This is a genomic window from Microbacterium meiriae, assembly GCF_040702565.1.
Taxonomy (GTDB): domain Bacteria; phylum Actinomycetota; class Actinomycetes; order Actinomycetales; family Microbacteriaceae; genus Microbacterium; species Microbacterium meiriae.
The window spans coordinates 721,597-739,034 of the sequence record NZ_JBFBLJ010000002.1 but is presented as its reverse complement, the minus strand read 5'-3'; the positions used below and the strand labels follow the sequence as shown (position 1 = coordinate 739,034).

Sequence of the window (17,438 nt, the reverse complement as noted above, 5' to 3'; positions counted from 1 at the left end):
GACATCGGCGTGGCAGGGGCTCAGGAAGCCGGCGGCGCCGCGAACCGCTCCCGCAGCGCGGGGTCGAGCGCGATGTCCCCGAACGACGCCGTCCAGGCTCCGTCGACGGCGATGGACTGGCCGGAGAGGTAGGGGGCCTCGTCGGAGAGGAGGAACGCCGTCACCGCGGCGACCTCCTCCGCGCGGGCGATGCGTCTCATCGGCGGGCCCTCCGCGAGCAGCCGCTCCTCCGCCTCGGGGTCGGCGGCCCTGGCGATCTGTGCCTCCAGATGGGGAGTGCGCACCCCGCCCGGCGCGACGGTGTTCGCCCGTATGCCCACTCCGCCATATGTCACGGCGACGCTGCGGCTCAGGGCGTCGATGCCGCCCTTCGTGAACTCGTAGGCCGCGTGGTCCACGAAGCTCGATCGACCGTGGATCGACCCGATGTTCACGATCGCGCCCGCCACGCCCTGATCGAGGAACGCGGACACGGCCGTCGAGCAGCCCCAGAGGTAGCCGAAGCCGTTGATGTCGACGATCTCGCGCACGACCGTCTCGTCGAGCTCGTGCAGCGGCGTGCGCTTCGTGATGCCGGCGTTGTTGACCCAGCCGGCCAGCGGAGCCCTGGCGCGCGCCGCGGCGGCCGCCTGCTGATGAGCCGTGCGGTCGGAGGCGTCGCCGAGCACCACCTCGGCGACGATGCCGTCCTCGACGGTGCCGGAGCCGGGCGAGCGTTCGAGCCCGACCACGATCCAGCCGTCGGCGGTGAGCCGCTCGGCGACCGCGCGCCCGATGCCCTTGCCGCTGCCGGTCACCACGACGCTACGCGGGGAAGGTGTCATGTCAGTCCCTCTCGAATCGGAAGACGGCAGGATCGAGGCCGAAGCCGAGCCCGGGAGCTGCAGGCGGCGTCACGGTCCCGGCGAACTCCGGACCGCCCGTCACGAACGAGGGCGCGGGGTCGTAGGGGTTCACCCCGCGGGCGAAGGTCTCCACCTGGATGCCGAGGTGCGCCGTGACCTCGGGGTATACGTGTCCGGACACCGGGACGCCGCGCTCTGCCGCCCAGGAGATGAGTTCCCTGGCGGGCGTGATGCCGCCGATCGCGACGACGTCGAGGCGGAGGGCGTCGACCTCGCCGACCTCCACGAGAGCCCGGAGCACGGCGGGGTCCGTCACCTCGTCGCCCACCGCCACCGGCAATCCGGTCTCCCGGCGGATCCGGGCCACGCCGGCCGCGTCCTCGGGGAGCAGCGGGTCCTCCAGCCAGGCCAGGCGCGGGTCGCCCCACTGCGCGACCTCCGCCACTGCAGCCTCCGCATCGGGCCACCCGAAGCCGACGTCCACGACGAGACCGGTCGCGGACGGCAGCTCGGCGCCGAGGATCGCGAGCAGTTCGCGCATGTATGCCGGATCGGGAATGCGGGAGATCTTCACCTGCGCCCAGCCGTCCGCCTGCGCGAGCACCTCATCGGCGACCTCCCGCGGCGTCCGCTGCGGAGAGGGATACGCGGCGACGAGCATCCCCTCCCGCGGGGCGTCACCGGTGCCGAGCAGGGTCCACAGCGGCACGCCGGCACGACGGGCCGCGATGTCCCACAGGGCGATGTCGACGAGACCGATCGCCCGCCGCACGAGCCCCACCCGTCCGACGATCGCACTGCCGCGGAGCATACGGTCCCACGCGGCCGCCGGGTCGTCGGCGTCGAGCCCCACTGCGTGCGGAGCCACCAGGCGCTCGACGATCTCCGCCATCGGGGCCTCGCGCGATAGGCAGTAGGCGACCCCGGTGGTGCCGTCGTCCGCCGTCACCTGCACCGCGGAATACTCCCGTCGCGTGACCGTCATCGCGCCGAGCTGCAGCGGTGCCGGAAGGGGGAGGACCGCCGTGGCCGTGTCGATCCGGGCGACGGTGGTCATTCGGGCTTCTTCGCGAGGGGCACGCCGTAGTCCACCATGAAGCCGCCGTCGACGTACAGCGTCTGACCGTTCATGTAGCGCGACTGGTCCGACACGAGGAAGCTCACCGCCGCGGCGATCTCACTCGCGTCGGCCAGGCGCTTCGCGGGGATGCGGGACAGGATCGTGTCGAGACTCAGCGTCCCCTGCTCGACGCCCTGCCGGAACACCCCGGTGTCGACGTAGCCGGGCGCCACGGCGTTGACGCGCACGCCCCGCGACGCCCACTCCGCTCCGGCCGTGGAGGTGAGGCCGATGACGGCGGCCTTGGTCGTGGCATACGGCGCCCGCCCCGCGGAGCCTCGCGAGGAGATGGACGAGATGTTGACGATGCGGCCCTCGCCCCGGTCGAGCATCCGCTTCCCTGCAGCTTGGAGCGCGGAGAACACCCCGTGCAGGTTCACGTCGACGACCGCGGACCACTCATCCCACGTGAGGTCTTCGATCCCGCGGTGCCGCTGGATGCCGGCGTTGTTCACGAGCACCTCGATGGGGCCGAGCTCCGCCTCGATCTCGCCGAAGACCCGGTCGACGGCGGCGTGGTCGGTGACGTCGAGCTCCCGCCACAGGATCCCGGCGGGGTTCTCACCCGCGGTGAGCCCGGGGACGCGGTCGGTCGCGACGACGAGGTAGCCGTCCGCGGAGAGCCGCTGTCCGATCTCCCAGCCGATGCCGGCCGAGCCTCCGGTGACGATGGCGACGGGGCGCGCGGTCATGTCTCTCCTCTGCCTCGGGGATTTGCTATAGCAACTCTATCCCGTTCGAATCGCGCAACTGGTTCGATTTCGGCCGGAAATGGAGCAAAGTGGGCGATTCGAAAGGGGGCTACCCCCGCAGCCCGGCCACGACCGACACGGCGTGGGCCTCCAGGAGCTCCAGGGCACCGGGGGCCAGGGGCGTCTGCCAGGACTGATAGGCACCGCGGTCGTAGGCCTCGCGGGTCGGGAGGTACACGAAGCCCGGACCGTTCGTGAGGTTCATCACCACGATCGGCGTCTCCGGGAACCGCTCCCGCAGTGTCGTCTGCAGCCGGGAATACGCCTCGCCCGGATGCCCCAGGATCACGGCGTCACCGAGCCGCCAGGCCCACACCGGATGCGACACGGTCGGGCCGTCGATGTACCCGTCGCGGAGGTTCCGCGCCCGTCCGAGACGTTCCTCCCGGGACCGGGGATCGATGTCCTTCCACTCCTCGGCGAGCTCGTCCAGGGTGGGCAGGTCGCGCAGCGGCAGCTCAACCGCCGAGACGACTCCCGCCGCCTCCTCGCCGCCGTCCGCCGGGGTGCCGGTCCAGATAGCGAGCGGAGCACCCGACTCCACGACACCGTCCAGCGTCAGCTCCTCGCCCGGCACCGGAAGCCCGTCCAGCGCCGCGAGCACCGCGTGCCCGAGCGAACGTCCATGCCGGTCGGCCACCGCGGCGTCGCCGGTGTACTGCTCCCGCGGGGCCAGCTCGCCCGAGGCTCCCTGCACGAACAGGCACGGTGCACCGGTGGCCGCCTCCACGACCTCGCGCATCGCGCCGACGTAGTCCGGCGACACCTCGCGGTTCTGCCAGGCCAGGGTCGTCGGATGGCAGGCGTAGTTCACCAGCGTCGCCCGCACCTCCCCGTCGATGCTGATCCGGCCGATCGTCACGGTGTCGTCGGCGGTGCCCTGAGGGTTGTAGCCGACGAGAGCGCGGCCGTCGAGGTCGAGCTCCCGCTCCGCCGCGAGGGTGCAGGTGCCCGTGGTCCACTCGATCAGTCCCGGTCGCGCGGTCTCCAGCGCTTCCCGCCCTGCCGCGATTCCCGCGGCGGACAGCGCCTCCAGGTACCCGCGGATGAGCTCGCCGCCCGGCAGATGCGCGTCCGCGGCGCACAGCACGGCCCCCGCGTGGGTGTGCGAGAGGGAGAGCATGAGCTGATCGGGCTCGAGGCCCAGACCGTCGAGGATCGCCCCGCGCACGCCCTGCTCATCGGCGACCCGGCGCCACCACGTGCCGTCCACCGCGAGCAGCACCCGCGGCCGCTCGTCCGAGGCGACCACGGCGAGCGCGGTCAGCTCGAACGGCCGGTGCGCCCCCTCGGAGCGCTCCCAGTCGGCCGGTCCCCAGTTCTTGGCGCGGATGCCGACGGGCGGCGTGATGTCGCGCCGGGCGACCCCGATGCGCGCCTGCGTGCGGGGGATGCGGATGCGGTCTCCGAGGTGCGTCGCCGCTGCCGTGTCGTTCACGCGTGGTCCTCCCTGATGTCCATGATGCCGTCCGTCACGCGCTCGTCAGCACGTCGGCGATGACGACGCGCGGTCCGGCCTCCGGCAGTGCGGTCTCGACGCCGCGCTCGACGGTGTCGCTGTAGAGCAGCGTCGACGGCTCGGCGAAACCGTTCGCCAGCCGCAGTCGTCCGCCGACGAACTGGCTGCCGGTGACGCGGGCGTGATTGACGCCCGCGCCGATGTCGAGGTGGGCAACGCCCTTCGGCACCGTCGAGGTCACCCCGCTCACTCGCCAGGTGACGACGCCGGCGCCTGCGGCCCTGCTGAGCAGAGCCCCGTCCGCGCGCTCCGTGGACAGCTCGACCCCGTCCAGAGCGATGAGCTGATCCCGCACCGCTGTCGCGGTCAGGCGCACGTCGCGCACGGATCCGCCGCGGATCGTCACCTTCGATGCGCCGACCTCGAACGGGGCGCCGGCCGCCGGGCCGCTGAGACGACAGTCCACGAACTCGACCGGCCCAGACCCGCGCGCCTTGACCCCGTCGATCCCGGTGATCGTGCAGTCCACGAAGCGGACGGGAGCCGTGACCGGGGTCTGCACGAGCACCTGATCCTTGGGCAGCGCAAAGGTGGAGTCCTGGATGACGGTCGGCCGCGATGAGCGCTGCGACCGCTGTCCGATCGCCAGAAGTCCCGCGGTGCACCCTCGCACCTGCGCACCGTCGGCGTTGATGGTCATGGTCGCCTGCGGATCGAAGGTCGAGCGGCCGATCACGCGTACGTTCTCCAGCGTCAGATCGCTGATCTTCGTCCCGGCGACGAACCAGGAGCAGACGTGATCGCGCACCGTGATGCGCTTGGCGGCCGTGCCCCACTGCGCGCCGGAGTTGGCGATGTCCATCAGCCCCGAGTTGCCGATGAAGGTGAGGTCGTGCTCGTACTGGCCGTGCGTGGTGAAGGGATTGCCGCCCTGGTCGTCGCCGTCGCCATGACAGTTCTCGACGAGGCAGTAGGCGCTGGCGGTGAGGTCGTTCAGGTGCCGGGCGTTCGACGACGTGCAGTCGCTCACCCGGCCGTAGAGGCTGTAGATCTGCTGCGTCAGGTACCCCGCACCGCCGTAGAACACGGTCGGCGGGTTCTCGACCGAGCAGCGCTCCGTCGTGAAGTGCGTGTTCCAGCGCCGCATGATCACGGGCCACCAGGTGCGGCTCGCGTGCACGTCGGCGACGTCGCAGTGGATCGCGTAGTCGAACGCGATGGGGTGGGAGCCGGTGAGCTCGCGAGAGTCGGGGAAGGAGCCATCGGTGGGACCGTCGAAGGGACCGGCCCCGAGGAACCGCATGTTCGCGATCCGCACGCCCGCGACCGGTGCCATCTGCCGCCAGATGAGCTTCCGCCCCGTGTCGAGCGGCCAGCCGTTGAGGTAATCGATGCGGATGTGGGTGCCGTCGATCTGCTGCGTCACCTGCACGAACCGTTGCAGCTCGCGCTCATCCGCCCCTCCTCCGGCGACGGGGTCGCACTGCACCGCCCACCACGAGTCCACGGGGAACCGGGACGCGTCCGGCACGGCGACCGCGTCGGTCAACTCCGGCCAGGCCTCGGCCAGCGCGTGCTCGACCGTGACGTCCTTCGGCACTCCGGTGAAGAACATCACGGCGCCGAACGGGTTGTCGTGGGTGTTCTTCTCGATGCCGTCCGTCGTGATGACGTGTCCGCCGAAGTCGATCTCGACGTACGACCGGGTGAAGCGATGCCGGCGCCGGAACAGGAGGTCGGTGCTCGCCTCGATCCGGCGGATGCGGGGATCGTTCACCATCGCCGCGAGCGCATCGTCGGCCGGCTTCTCCGGTCCCGTGATGCCGAAGACCCGGAAGTCGACGGTGCCGTCGTGCTGCAGGACCCAGCGGGTGTCGTGCTTCCCCGCGATCACGGTGCCGCCGTTGACCTTGGTCTTCGCGTTCTCGCTGCCCACGTACACGAGCAGTCCGGCGTCGCCGGGCTTCCGGTACCCGGCGACGACCGCCACCTCGCCGTCGCGGGCGCGGAGACGGGCCAGGTCGGCGACGGACTCCGCTCGCGTGACGTCCTTGGCGCCGGCGGCGACCGGCGCGGCCTGCGCCGGTGCGGTGCTCGCGAGAACGCCCGCCGTGCCGAGCGCGACCGCGCCGAGCCCGGCCATGAGCGCGCGGCGGCCGGTCGACCGCACCGCCGCGCCGGCGCCCGCGGCGTCCGTCGAGGGCCCCGTCTCCTGATCCATGGTGGTCATCGTCGTCCTCCTCGTCCTGCGAGCGCGGCAGGGACCGCGCCCGTCTGCCCGCCCTGGGCCTGCCAGAGCGCCGCGGCCTCCGCGCGCCGTCGGCGCTCGAGGACCGGGTCGGCGATGGGGATCGCCGCCATGAGCCCGCGCGTGTACTCGTGCTGCGGGTTCGCGAAGAGCGCGTCGCGCGCCCCGATCTCGACGATGCGGCCCTGCTGCATCACGGCGACCGTCGAGGACATGTACCGGATCACCGCCAGGTCGTGGCTGATGAAGAGGTAGGTGAGGCCGAGCTCCGCCTGCAGCTCCCGCAGCAGATTGAGAACCTGCGCCTGGATCGACACGTCGAGCGCCGACACCGATTCGTCGAGCACGAGGAACTCCGGCTCGAGCACGAGCGACCGGGCGATGGACACGCGCTGGCACTGCCCGCCGGACATCGAGCGCGGCAGCCGGTGCGCGAACTCCTCGTCCAGACGCACGCGGTGCATGGTCTCGCGCACCTTCTCGGCGCGGGAGGCCCGGGTGCCGATGCCGTGGGCGCGCAGCGGCGCCTCGATGATCTGCGCGACGGTCTGCCGCCGGTTCAGGGCCGAGAACGGGTCCTGGAACACCATCTGCATGCGCTTGCGCAGCCGCCGCAGCTCCTCGCCGCGGAGGTCGTGCGGGCGCTGCCCGTCGAAGACGACCGTGCCTCCGTCGATGCCGCCGAGCGCGAGCACGGCCTTCGACACGGTCGACTTGCCGGAGCCCGACTCGCCGACGAGCCCGACCGTCTCGCCGCGCCGGATCTGGAACGACACGTCGTCGACCGCGGTCACCCGGCGCCCGGAGCCGAGCGTGAACACCTTCGAGACGCCCTGCACGTCCACCAGCACGTCGCCGGACTCCCGCGCCCGATCCACGGCGCTGATCGACCCGGCCTCGGCGAGCGGCTCCGTCCCGCGTTCGAGCACCTCCGCGGCGGTGCGGATGGGCTGCTGCACGTCCACCGTGAGGTCGACGACCGCGCCGAGCAGCGCCTGCGTGTACGGATGCTCCGGGGCCGTGTAGATGCGGTCGACCGGCCCCTCCTCGACCACGCGCCCGTGCCGCATCACGTGGATGCGCTCGCAGAACCCGGCGGCGACGCCGAGGTCGTGCGTGATGAGCACGACCGCGGTCCCGTGGTCCTCCGCGAGCCGGTCGAGGAGGTCGATGATCCGGGACTGGGTCGTCACGTCGAGGGCCGTGGTCGGCTCGTCCGCGATGAGCACGGCGGGCCGGGAGGACATGGCCATCGCGATCATGACGCGCTGCCGCATCCCGCCGGAGAACTCGTGCGGGTACTGGCCCAGACGCTCCTCGGGCAGCGACACCCCGACCTCGGTCAGCAGCTCGACGGCCCGCGCGCGGGCGGCCGCTGCCGAGACCCGGTCGTGCAGCCGGATCGCCTCCACGAGCTGGTGCCCGATCGTGCGGACCGGGTTCAGCGATGACATCGGGTCCTGGTAGACCATCGCGATCTCGCCTCCGCGCACGCGGGTCATCTCCCGCGGGCTCAGCGTGAGCAGTTCGCGGTCGCGCAGCCGGATGCTGCCGCCGAGGGTCGCCCCGTCGTTCAGCCGCATGATCGACAGCGCCGTGAGCGACTTGCCGGAGCCGGATTCGCCGACGAGGCCGATGCGCTCACCGGGCCGCACCGCGAACGTGATGCCCTGGACGGGCATGACGTCGCCGTAGGAGACGGTGAGATCCTGCACCTGCAGGACGGGCGTGAGGTCGGTCATCGGCCCCTCCCCTTCCGATCGCCGCCGAACTGGTCGGCGAGCACGTTGAGCAGCCAGATGGTGACGAAGATGAACAGGGCGGGGAACAGCACGTACCCGATGGACTGGTACATCTTCTGGTAGCCCTGCTGCACGAGCGTGCCCCAGGTGGCCTCGGGCGGCGCGATGCCGAGCCCGACGAAGCTCATCGACGCCTCCAGGAGGATCGCGTTGGCGGCGTTGATGGCCGCCTGCACGACGATCGGCCCCTTGGCGTTCGGCAGCACCTCGGCGAAGAGCAGACGGCGCCGGGTCGAGCCGAACGCCACAGCGGCCGTGAAGTAGTCCTCCTGCAGTTCGCTGAGCACCGACGACCGCACGAGCCGCGCGGTGGTCGGCGTGAGGAGCACCCCGATGATGACGGCGAGCTTGACGGGGTCGGCGCCGAACGCGGAGATGAAGACGAGCGCGAACAGGATCTGCGGGATCGCCATGACCGTGTCGGCGAGACGCATGAGGATCTCATCGACCCAGCCGCGTCCGAACGCCGCCGCCATACCCCAGGCGATCCCGAGGACCATGGCCACGAGCGTCGCGCCCCCGGCGATGAACACGGTGAGCTGGCCGCCGTAGAGCACGCGGCTGAAGAGGTCGCGGCCCAGCTCGTCGGTCCCGAAGAGGTGCGCGGCCGAGGGACCGGCGAACCGGTCGGACGACTGGGCCGCGGGGTCGTACGGGGCCAGGAGCGGGGCGAGCACGCAGGCGAGGACGATGATCGCCAGCAGCCCCAGCGGGATCCAGGAGGCGACGGCGAACCGCCGACGGGGGCGCGCGGAGCGCAGCGCGAGGGTGAGGGTGTCAGCCACGGCTGCTCCTTGCACGAAGACGCGGATCGAGCACCCCGTAGAGGAGGTCGACGATGAGCGTGGTGAGGATGAACATCGCGGAGATCAGCAGCACGACCGACTGCAGCACCGCGTAGTCCCGCTTGAAGACCGCGTCGATCGCGAGCGAGCCGAGTCCGGGGACGCCGAACACGTACTCCACGATCACCACGCCGCCCAGGGTGTAGCCGACGATCAGGCCGAGCATGGTGAGTCCGGGGATCAGGGCGTTGCGGAGCGCGTGGCCGAGCACGACGCCACTCGCCGACTGTCCCTTGCCCTTCGCGGTGCGGATGTAGGGGGCGTCCAGCACCTCGACCATCGAGGCCCGGAGGAAGCGCATGAGCAGCGGCGCCGCCGCGAAGGCGAGGGTGAGGCCGGGGAGGATCATGCGCACGAGGTTCTCGGCTGGGTCCTCCGCGAACGGCGTGTAGCCGCGGGCCGGCAGCACCTTGAGCTGCACGGCGAACACGACGATGAGCACGATGCCGATGAGGAACTGCGGAAGGGCCATGCCCGCGGTCGAGATCGCGGTGAGCACCCTGTCGACCAGGCCGAGCGGACGCAGTGAGGCGAACACGGCAGCCGGGGTGGCGATGAGCACGGCCAGCAGCACCCCGATGAGCGTGAGCTCCAGCGTCGCGGGCAGGCGCTGCGCGATGAGCTCCGTCACCGAGTACTGGTTGAAGTAGGACTGGCCGAAGTCGCCCGTGAAGACGCCGCCGATCCACCGCAGGTACTGCTCGATGACGGGGGCGTCGAGGCCGGCCTCCTCCCGGAGCCGGGCGATGGTCTCGGCATCCACGCCCGGCGTCGAGCCGAGGCGGGTGATGACGGGGTCGCCCGGCAGCAGCCGGAGCACGACGAAGACGAGGAGCGAGGTGGCGATCAGCATCGCGATGCTGATCGCCACCCGCCGGAGGACGGAGAGGACCACGTCAGCCCTTCAGCTGCGCGCCCTCGAGGTGCAGCTGTCCGCCGCCCTCGACCCACACACCGTCGACCGCCGTGCTGGCGGCGGTGACGACCGTCGACTGCAGCGGCACGATGAGCGGCACCTGCTCGTTGATGATGGTCTGCACCGTGCCCCACTTCTCGGCCCGCGCGGTCTCGTCCGGCTCGGCGACGGCGTCGGCGAACGCCGTCTGGAAGTCGGGGTCGACCCAGTTGCACTCGCACCGCCCCTCCAGGTAGAAGTTCAGCGAATAGGCCGGCTCGGGCGGGGTGGACTGGAAGTTCGGCACGATGTACCCGGGATAGCTCTTGCCCGCGGGGTAGAACGCGTCGACCCAGGTGCCGATGTCGTTGTTGTCGATCTTCAGCGTGATGCCGATCTCCTTCAGGCTCGCCTGCAGGATCTCGCCGCTCGTGTTCCACTCGGGGTACTGTCCGGCCACGCCCCACCAGGTGAGCGTGCTGCCCTCGGTCACCCCGGCCTCGGCGAACAGCTCCTTCGCCTTGTCCAGGTCGTAGGAGTAGTCGGTCAGCTCGCCCCCGAACCACGGGTTCACCTCGCCGAGCGCGTTGTTCGTCGGCGAGACCGTGCCCTGGCCGTAGTAGGCGGCGTCGAGGATGGCCTCGCGGTCGATCGCGTAGGCGAGGGCCTGCCGGGCGCGCACGTCGTCGAACGGCGGCGACGTCGTGTCGATCTCCCACGAGGGCCATTGGCTGGGGTTCTCGGGCTTCACCAGGGCGATGTCGCCGCCCTCCAGCCCCGCCACGTCACCCTGGGGCACCGACCACAGCACGTCGATGTCGCCGGAGCGGAGGCCGGTGACGGCGGCGGTGGACTCGGCGGCCTTCACGATCGTGATCTCGTCGAGCGCCGGCGCCTCGCCGAAGTACTCCGGGTTGGGGACGAGGGTGAGGCTGTCGTCCGGCGTGAAGGCGTCCACGACGTACGGACCGGTGCCGATGGGCTCCTTGTCGATCGTGTCGAGCGCGTCGACGTCGATCATCTTCACCCAGACGATGCCCGCGGGGAAGGTCGCGATGGGCTCGGACAGCGTCACCACGACGGTCTTCTCGTCCGGCGCGGCGACGTCGGTGACCATCGAGATCTTGTTCTTCTCCTGCGTCGCCGTCTCCGGGTCGAGGTAGTAGTCGAAGGCGGCCACGGCGTCGTCGGCGGTGAAGTCCTCACCGTTCGAGAACGTCACGCCGTCGCGGAGGGTGAACGTCCAGGTCTTCTGGTCATCGGAGGTCTCCCAGCTCTCGGCGAGATCGCCGACGACCTCGCCGGACTCGTCGGTCGTGGTGAGGCCGTTCCACAGCAGCGGGAACAGCACCTCCTCCCACGCGAACGTACGGATGGCGGGATTGAGCTGCGGGATGCCCTGCGCGGCGGCGACGGTGAGCGTGCCGCCCTCCTGCGCCTGGCCGTCGGGGGTGGATGAGGTGCTGCAACCAGCGGTGATGAGCGCGGCGGTCAGCAGCACTGCTGCTCCGCCGAGCCGAACACGACGACGCGACATGGGTGCCTCCAAGGTCGGGTGGTGCTTCGGGTAAGGGGGTTGCGCTATAGCATGTAGCAAAAGCGGAGAGGCGTCTAGAGCGAACCGGGCCGGCGGGGTCACGTTCTCGTCACGACCGCCGACCCGACCCGGTCATCGCCGGGCGGTGGACGCCTCGACGGCGAGGTCGGGCGCCGTCGTGAAGTCCGTGCGGCGGCTGAGCACGAAGGCGATCGTCGCCCCGAGCAGCGTGAGCCCCGAGATGAGGAGCAGGCCCCACACCGCCGACCCCGTGGTCTCGCTGATCCAGCCGATCGCGTAGGGTCCCGCGAAGCCGGCGAGGTTGCCGACCGAGTTGATGAAGGCGAGGCCGGCCGCGGCCGCCGTGCCGGTGAGCACCATGGGCGGCAGGCTCCAGAACAGCGGGGTGGTCGAGAAGAGCGCCGACATCCCGACGCACAGCGCCGCGAGCGCGAGCACCGGTGTGCCCTGCGCCGCGACCGCCGCGATGAGCGACAGGGCGGTGATGCTGAGCGTGATGCCGATCTGCAGCGGGATGTTGCCCTGCTTCCGGGCGGCGCGCTCCCACGGCAGCATCACGAGGGCGGCGCACAGGTTCGGCAGCGCCACGAGCCACCCGGTGGTCGAGTTCGAGAAGTCGCCCATGCTCTTCACGATGGTCGGCAGCCACATCCCCAGGCCGTAGGCACCGAACACGACACCAAAGAAGAGCACGATGAGCGTCCAGAGGCGCCCGTTGCGGAAGACCTCGCCGAGACGAAGACGTCCGTGCCGCTGCTCGGTCGCCTGGGTCTCGGCGGCGAGCATGTCGGTGATCCAGCGCTGCTCGGCGGGGTTCAACCAGCGCGCGTCCTGGGGGCGGTCGGGGAGCCAGAAGAACACGACGAACGCGAGCAGCACGGCCGGGACGCCCTGCAGCAGGAAGACGAGCTGCCAGCCCTCGAGCCCCCACAGCCCGTGCAGCTCCAGCATCCAGCCGGACAGCGGGGCGGCGACCGCGTTGGCGATCGGGTTCGAGAGCACGAAGACGGCGAGCACCTGCGTGCGGTACTGCCGCGGGAACCATAGCGTGAGGTAGAGCAGCACGCCGGGGAAGAACCCGGCCTCCGCGATGCCGAGGATGAAGCGCGCGATCGCGAACTGCGTCGCATCCTGCACGAAGGCGGTCAACGCGGCGACGATGCCCCACGAGATCATGATGCGCGCGATCCACTTGCGGGCGCCGAACTTCTCCAGCAGCAGGTTGCTCGGCACCTCGAACAGCAGGTAGCCGATGAAGAAGATGCCCGCCGCGAACCCGAAGGCAGCCTCAGTGATCTGGAGGGCGGCGGTCATCTCCAGCTTCGCGAAGCCCGCGTTGTTCCGGTCGATGTAGGCGACGAGGTAGAGCAGTCCGAGGAACGGACCCAGCCTCCAGATCGCCTTCTTCATGGCGGCGGCTCCCACCGCGTCCTCCGCGGCGCGCGCCTGCGCGAGCGTCTCTCTGCCGGACATGACAACTCCTTCGTCATCGGTTTCAGGTTTTGCTATAGCATCTAGCACCGCGCGGATCCTGTCCAGTCCCGGCCTCATGCCATAGCATCGACCGAGCGAAGGAGCCCCGCTCGACGAGCACCGGGCCGCGCGAGATCGAGAAGGGCCCCGGATGCGCAGCGTGTCGGATCAGAACATCGCCGAGCAGGTCACGGACGAGCTCCGGGCGGCGATCCACTCCGGAGAGCTCGCCCCGGGCGAGCGCCTCGTGGAGCGCAAGCTCGCCGACCGTCTCGGCGTCAGCCACATCCCCGTGCGCGAGGCCCTGACCCGGCTCGCCGAGGAGCGCCTCATCACCCGCGAACCCCGCCGCGGCGCCCGCGTCGCCCAGCTCAGCGCGCAGGACCTGGAGGAGATCTCGAGCCTGCGGATCGTGCTGGAGCAGTTCATGGCGATCCGGGTGCAGGAACGCTGGAACGACGAGTCGGCGGCCCGGCTGGAGGCCATCATCCAGGCGATGGCGGATGCGGCGCCGGGCGACGTCGCCGAGGTCCTGCGCCAGGACCGCCTCTTCCACGAGACCCTGGCCGACCTCGCCGAGCACCGGTTCCTCGACGAGCTCAGCGCCCAGCTCCGCGGCCGGATCGCCGGGTTCATCCAGGCGGCCAACTCCGCCCTCGACCCCGCCGAGCAGGAGGAGCACGTGCGCAGCCACCAGCAGATCGTCGACGCCATCGCGACCGGCGATCCGGAGCAGGCGCGCGCGGTGATCGCCGAGCACGTGACCAGGGCCGTGCGCCGCATCACTCCGTCGGCCGAGTGAGCGCCGCCGTGGCCGCGCGCACCATCGTCCTCACCGGAGCCTCGGACGGGATCGGCGCCGCCGCCGCCCGCCAGCTCGCCGGATCCCCGCACCGCCTGCTCCTCGTGGGCCGTTCACCCGACAAGATGCGGGCCGTGGCGGAGGAGGCCGGCGCGGAGTGGTTCACTGCCGACTTCGCGCGCCTCGACGACGTGCGCACCCTCGCCGCGCAGCTCGCGGACGCCGTGGGCGCGGCGGGCATCGACGTGCTGGCCAACAACGCCGGCGGCATCTTCGGCGACCGCACCCCCACCGTCGACGGGCACGAGAAGACCATGCAGGTGAACCACCTCGCCCCGTTCCTGCTGACGAACCTCCTGCTCCCGCAACTCCTCGCCGCGCGCGGCGCGGTCGTGAACACCTCCAGTGTCGCCCACCGCCTCTTCGGGCATCTCGACGTCGACGATCTCGACAACACCCGCCGATACTCCCCGAACAAGGCCTACGGCGACGCCAAGCTCGCCAACGTCCTGATGGCGAAGAGCCTGCACGAGAAGTTCCATGCGCAGGGGCTCAGCGCGGTGGCCTTCCACCCCGGCACCGTGGCGACGAACTTCGCCGCCGAGTCGTCGAGCATCCTGCGCCTCGTCTACCGCACCCCGCTGCGCCGCCTCGTCCTCATCGGCAGCGACCGCGGCGGCGCGACACTGCGCTGGTTCCTGGAGGGCACGCCCGGCGAGACCTGGATCTCCGGCCGGTACTACGACGAGCGGGTCCTCACCACCCGCGTGAACCCGCAGGTGAACGATCCCGCTCTCGCCGAGGCCCTCTGGCAGCGCAGCGCCGAGCTCGTGGGTGTGTCCGAGGCCTGAGGAGGTCAGTCCCGCTGAACCCGGACAGCCCCCGGCGCCGCCCGGGCACAACTCCGGAGAACCCCGGCGACACGCCGTAGGCGGGGCCGGGGAGGCGGCGGGTCGCGCCGCATCTCCGGAGTTATGCCCGGGGGATCAACTCACCCTGCCATGATGGTGCGCTTCCAGTCGGCCTGGACGACGGTGGGCGCCGGCGCGGCACTTGCCGCGACCACCACCCCCGTCGCGAGAACGACCGTGACCAACAGGCCCTTCATCGCGGCCCTCATCCGCCGAAGCATCCGGACAGCAGGACGCAACGCGACTGCTTGCCCCCGGAGCCATCGGCCGGAATCGGCTTCCAGACGGCCTGGACAGACTGGGGCGCCGGTCCGCCTGCTGCCGCCACCGTGGCACCCGTGGTGAGCACACCGGCGACAAGCAGCCCCACCGCTGCGCCGCCCGGGCACGACTTCGGAGACCCCCGGCGACACGCCGTAGGCGGGGCCGGGGAGGCGGCGGGTCGCGCCGCAGCTCCGAAGTCGTGCCCGGGGATCAGCCGACGACGAGGTTGGCGGTGTCGACGACCCGATCACCCTCGGCGGGGAACGCCGTGCCCGTGACACCGGCTTCGACGTTGCCGGTGTGCAGCAGTGTCGAGCCGGCCCCGAAGGCGTCGTCGCGGAGCTCCAGGGCGCCGCCCTCGAACCGGTTGCCGACCGCGCGGTACTGGGTCGCGCCGCTCGTCACGGCGACGTGCGTGGTCGCCCCCTCCGCCCGGAACGTGCTGTCGGAGAGCGTCAGATGAAGTTCGCCCGCGCCCGACCGCGACACCGTCGTCCCGCCCTTCGCCGACACCTCGGAACCCGCGATCTCGACGACCTGACGGTCCTTCGATGCTGCCGCGATGCGGGCGTTCCGGAGCGTGGAGCCCTCGACGCGCAGCTTGCCCGTCGCCGAGGCGATGGGGGCGGCATCGTTCGCCGCGGTGAGGGTCGAGCCGCGGAAGGTGACTGCACCCGGCCCGTTGATCTTCATGCCGCCGACGCGGTCGAGCACCGTGTCGACGAAGGTCACCGGCGTCTTCACCGTCGCATTGGTGAGCTCGCCGGGAGCGACGAACGTGAAGTGCGAGTCGGCGATCACGGTCGGGCGTGCGGAGTTGTCGGAGGCCTGGGTGATGACGAGCGTGTCCGACGCGGTGCAGCCCCGCAGCTGCGCGCCGTCCGCGTTGATCCACAGCATCCCGGAACCGGCGAGTGACGGCTTGCCGATCACCTGCACGTCCTCGAGCGTCAGGTCGGTGATGCGCACGCGCGCGACGAACCACGAGCACACGTGCTTGCGGACGGTGATGCGCTTGGCCGCCGATCCCCACGCGGCGCCGGAGTTCGCGAACGTCATGAGTCCGGAGTTGCCCGTGTAGGTGAGGTCGTGCTCGTACTGGCCGTGCGTGACGAAGGGTCCCTGGTCGTCGCCGTCGCCGTGGCAGTTCTCCACGAGGCAGTAGGCGCTGGCGGTGAAGTCGTTGAGGTGCCGGGCGTTGGCGGTGTGGCAGTTGGCGACGTACCCGTACAGGCAGTAGATCTGCTGCGTCAGGTAGCCGGCGCCACCCCACGTGACGGAGGTCGGGTTCTTCAGCGTGCAGCTCTCCGTGGTGAAGTAGGTGTTCCACCGGCGCTGGATCAGCGGCCAGAAGGTCGCCGTGCCGTCGATGTGGTCCACGTCGCAGCGCACCGCGTACTCGAAGGCCAGCGGGTGCGACCCGGTGTACTCGTCCGTCCCCTTGCCGAGGAACTTGAGGTTCGACACCGTCACGTCCTGCACCGGCTTCACATGCCGCCACGTCATCGTGCGGTCCTTGCCGAGCGGCCAGCCGTTCTTGTAGTTCACGCGGATGTGCCGACCGTCGACGATCTGGGTCACCTGCACCAGCCGCTGCAGCTCGCGCTCCCAGCGACCAGACAGCGCGTTGACCTCGGCGGCGTACCACTCCCCGACCGCGAAGAACGAGGAGTCGGCGACGGGGAAGATGTCGGCAAGGTCGGGCACGTCCTCCCCGAGCTTCGCCTCCTGCACTGCGTCGGTCACCTCGCCGCGGAAGAACATGACGGCCGCGAAGGGGTCGTCCTTCCCGGCGTTCTCGATACCCTCGGTCGTCATCAGGTGGTGCCCGAAGTCGAAGGCGATGTTCGACCGGGAGAACTTATGACGACGGACGAAGTTGAGGTCGGTGTGCGCCTCCACGCGCCGCACGCGGGCGTCGCCCACCATCGCGTCGAGCGCGTCGTCGGCGGGCGCGGAGGCGTCCATGATGCCGAACTTCCGGAAGTCGACCGTGCCGTCGTGCACGAGCACCCAGGCGCCGCCCTTCGGCCCCGCGAGCACCGTGCCGCCGTTGGCCGCGGGGGCGTCCTTCTTCACGAACCGGTAGAGCCCGTCGCCGCCGTCGCCAGGGGTCGCGTAGCCGCTCGTGCGCACGAGGTCGCCGTCCTTGGCCTTGCGCGTCGCGAGAGCGGTGGCGAGGCCTCCGTGGGCGACGTTCTTCGAGCCCGACGACTCCTGCGGCACGGCGGGCCCTGCGGCCTGAGCGGCGGCGGGAGCGCCGATCGCCGCGACCCCGCCGAGGGCGGCGGCGCCGAAACCGGCGAGCAGCATGCGTCGACTGCGCAGCGCCGCGGTCTCCGTGGTGGTGTCCAGCTGGGTCATGCTCATCCTCCTTGCGGCGTCCTCGCCGCGGTCAGGCGTCCGGCCCTCGGCCGGATCGCGGTCACCGATCAGTCCCCGATCCCCAGCGCTCTCCGAGCGG

Annotated in this window: 13 protein-coding genes; 2 read left to right on the top strand and 11 right to left on the bottom strand. The window is 71.0% G+C overall.

Annotated features, from left to right (window positions below; all coding sequences use genetic code 11):
- Positions 1-20: 20 nt before the first annotated feature.
- The 10 genes from AB0310_RS10950 to AB0310_RS10905 form a co-directional block, all read right to left on the bottom strand.
- Positions 21-824 (bottom strand): SDR family NAD(P)-dependent oxidoreductase, encoded by an 804-nt coding sequence (locus AB0310_RS10950; protein WP_366237239.1) that lies wholly within the window; start codon positions 822-824, stop codon positions 21-23.
- Position 825: 1 nt separating this feature from the next.
- On the bottom strand, positions 826-1,902 hold the full coding sequence (locus tag AB0310_RS10945) for an enolase C-terminal domain-like protein (RefSeq protein WP_363445145.1): 1,077 nt from the start codon (positions 1,900-1,902) through the stop codon (positions 826-828).
- Complete coding sequence (locus AB0310_RS10940; protein WP_085604421.1) at positions 1,899-2,657, bottom strand: SDR family NAD(P)-dependent oxidoreductase; 759 nt, start codon at positions 2,655-2,657, stop codon at positions 1,899-1,901. The genes AB0310_RS10945 and AB0310_RS10940 overlap by 4 nt, the downstream gene beginning before the upstream one ends.
- A gap of 109 nt (positions 2,658-2,766) precedes the next feature.
- Positions 2,767-4,155 carry a hypothetical protein gene (locus tag AB0310_RS10935; RefSeq protein ID WP_366237238.1) on the bottom strand — a complete coding sequence of 463 codons (1,389 nt, stop codon included), beginning with the start codon at positions 4,153-4,155 and terminating at the stop codon, positions 2,767-2,769.
- A gap of 34 nt (positions 4,156-4,189) precedes the next feature.
- Positions 4,190-6,406, bottom strand: a complete 2,217-nt coding sequence (locus AB0310_RS10930; RefSeq protein ID WP_366237236.1) for a hydrogenase maturation protease — start codon at positions 6,404-6,406, stop codon at positions 4,190-4,192.
- Positions 6,403-8,166, bottom strand: a complete 1,764-nt coding sequence (locus tag AB0310_RS10925) for a dipeptide ABC transporter ATP-binding protein (protein ID WP_366237235.1) — start codon at positions 8,164-8,166, stop codon at positions 6,403-6,405. Before AB0310_RS10925 ends, AB0310_RS10930 begins: the two co-directional genes overlap by 4 nt.
- Positions 8,163-9,011, bottom strand: a complete 849-nt coding sequence (locus AB0310_RS10920) for an ABC transporter permease (RefSeq protein WP_197971862.1) — start codon at positions 9,009-9,011, stop codon at positions 8,163-8,165. The genes AB0310_RS10925 and AB0310_RS10920 overlap by 4 nt, the downstream gene beginning before the upstream one ends.
- Entirely contained in the window at positions 9,004-9,966 is a 963-nt protein-coding gene (locus tag AB0310_RS10915; protein WP_292794602.1) for an ABC transporter permease, read from the bottom strand. Before AB0310_RS10915 ends, AB0310_RS10920 begins: the two co-directional genes overlap by 8 nt.
- Before the next feature lies 1 nt (position 9,967).
- Positions 9,968-11,503 carry an ABC transporter substrate-binding protein gene (locus tag AB0310_RS10910; protein ID WP_366237234.1) on the bottom strand — a complete coding sequence of 512 codons (1,536 nt, stop codon included), beginning with the start codon at positions 11,501-11,503 and terminating at the stop codon, positions 9,968-9,970.
- A 132-nt stretch (positions 11,504-11,635) separates the two neighbouring features.
- On the bottom strand, positions 11,636-12,997 hold the full coding sequence (locus AB0310_RS10905; protein ID WP_366237233.1) for an MFS transporter: 1,362 nt from the start codon (positions 12,995-12,997) through the stop codon (positions 11,636-11,638).
- A gap of 151 nt (positions 12,998-13,148) precedes the next feature.
- Between AB0310_RS10905 and AB0310_RS10900 the strand changes: the two genes are divergently transcribed.
- Together AB0310_RS10900 and AB0310_RS10895 are read left to right on the top strand one after the other, a co-directional pair.
- Complete coding sequence (locus AB0310_RS10900; protein WP_280565755.1) at positions 13,149-13,799, top strand: GntR family transcriptional regulator; 651 nt, start codon at positions 13,149-13,151, stop codon at positions 13,797-13,799.
- Complete coding sequence (locus AB0310_RS10895) at positions 13,796-14,650, top strand: SDR family NAD(P)-dependent oxidoreductase (RefSeq protein WP_366237232.1); 855 nt, start codon at positions 13,796-13,798, stop codon at positions 14,648-14,650. The genes AB0310_RS10900 and AB0310_RS10895 overlap by 4 nt, the downstream gene beginning before the upstream one ends.
- Positions 14,651-15,184: 534 nt before the next feature.
- Here the strand turns inward: AB0310_RS10895 and AB0310_RS10890 are convergent.
- Complete coding sequence (locus AB0310_RS10890) at positions 15,185-17,338, bottom strand: putative phage tail protein (RefSeq protein ID WP_366237231.1); 2,154 nt, start codon at positions 17,336-17,338, stop codon at positions 15,185-15,187.
- Positions 17,339-17,438: the final 100 nt, after the last annotated feature.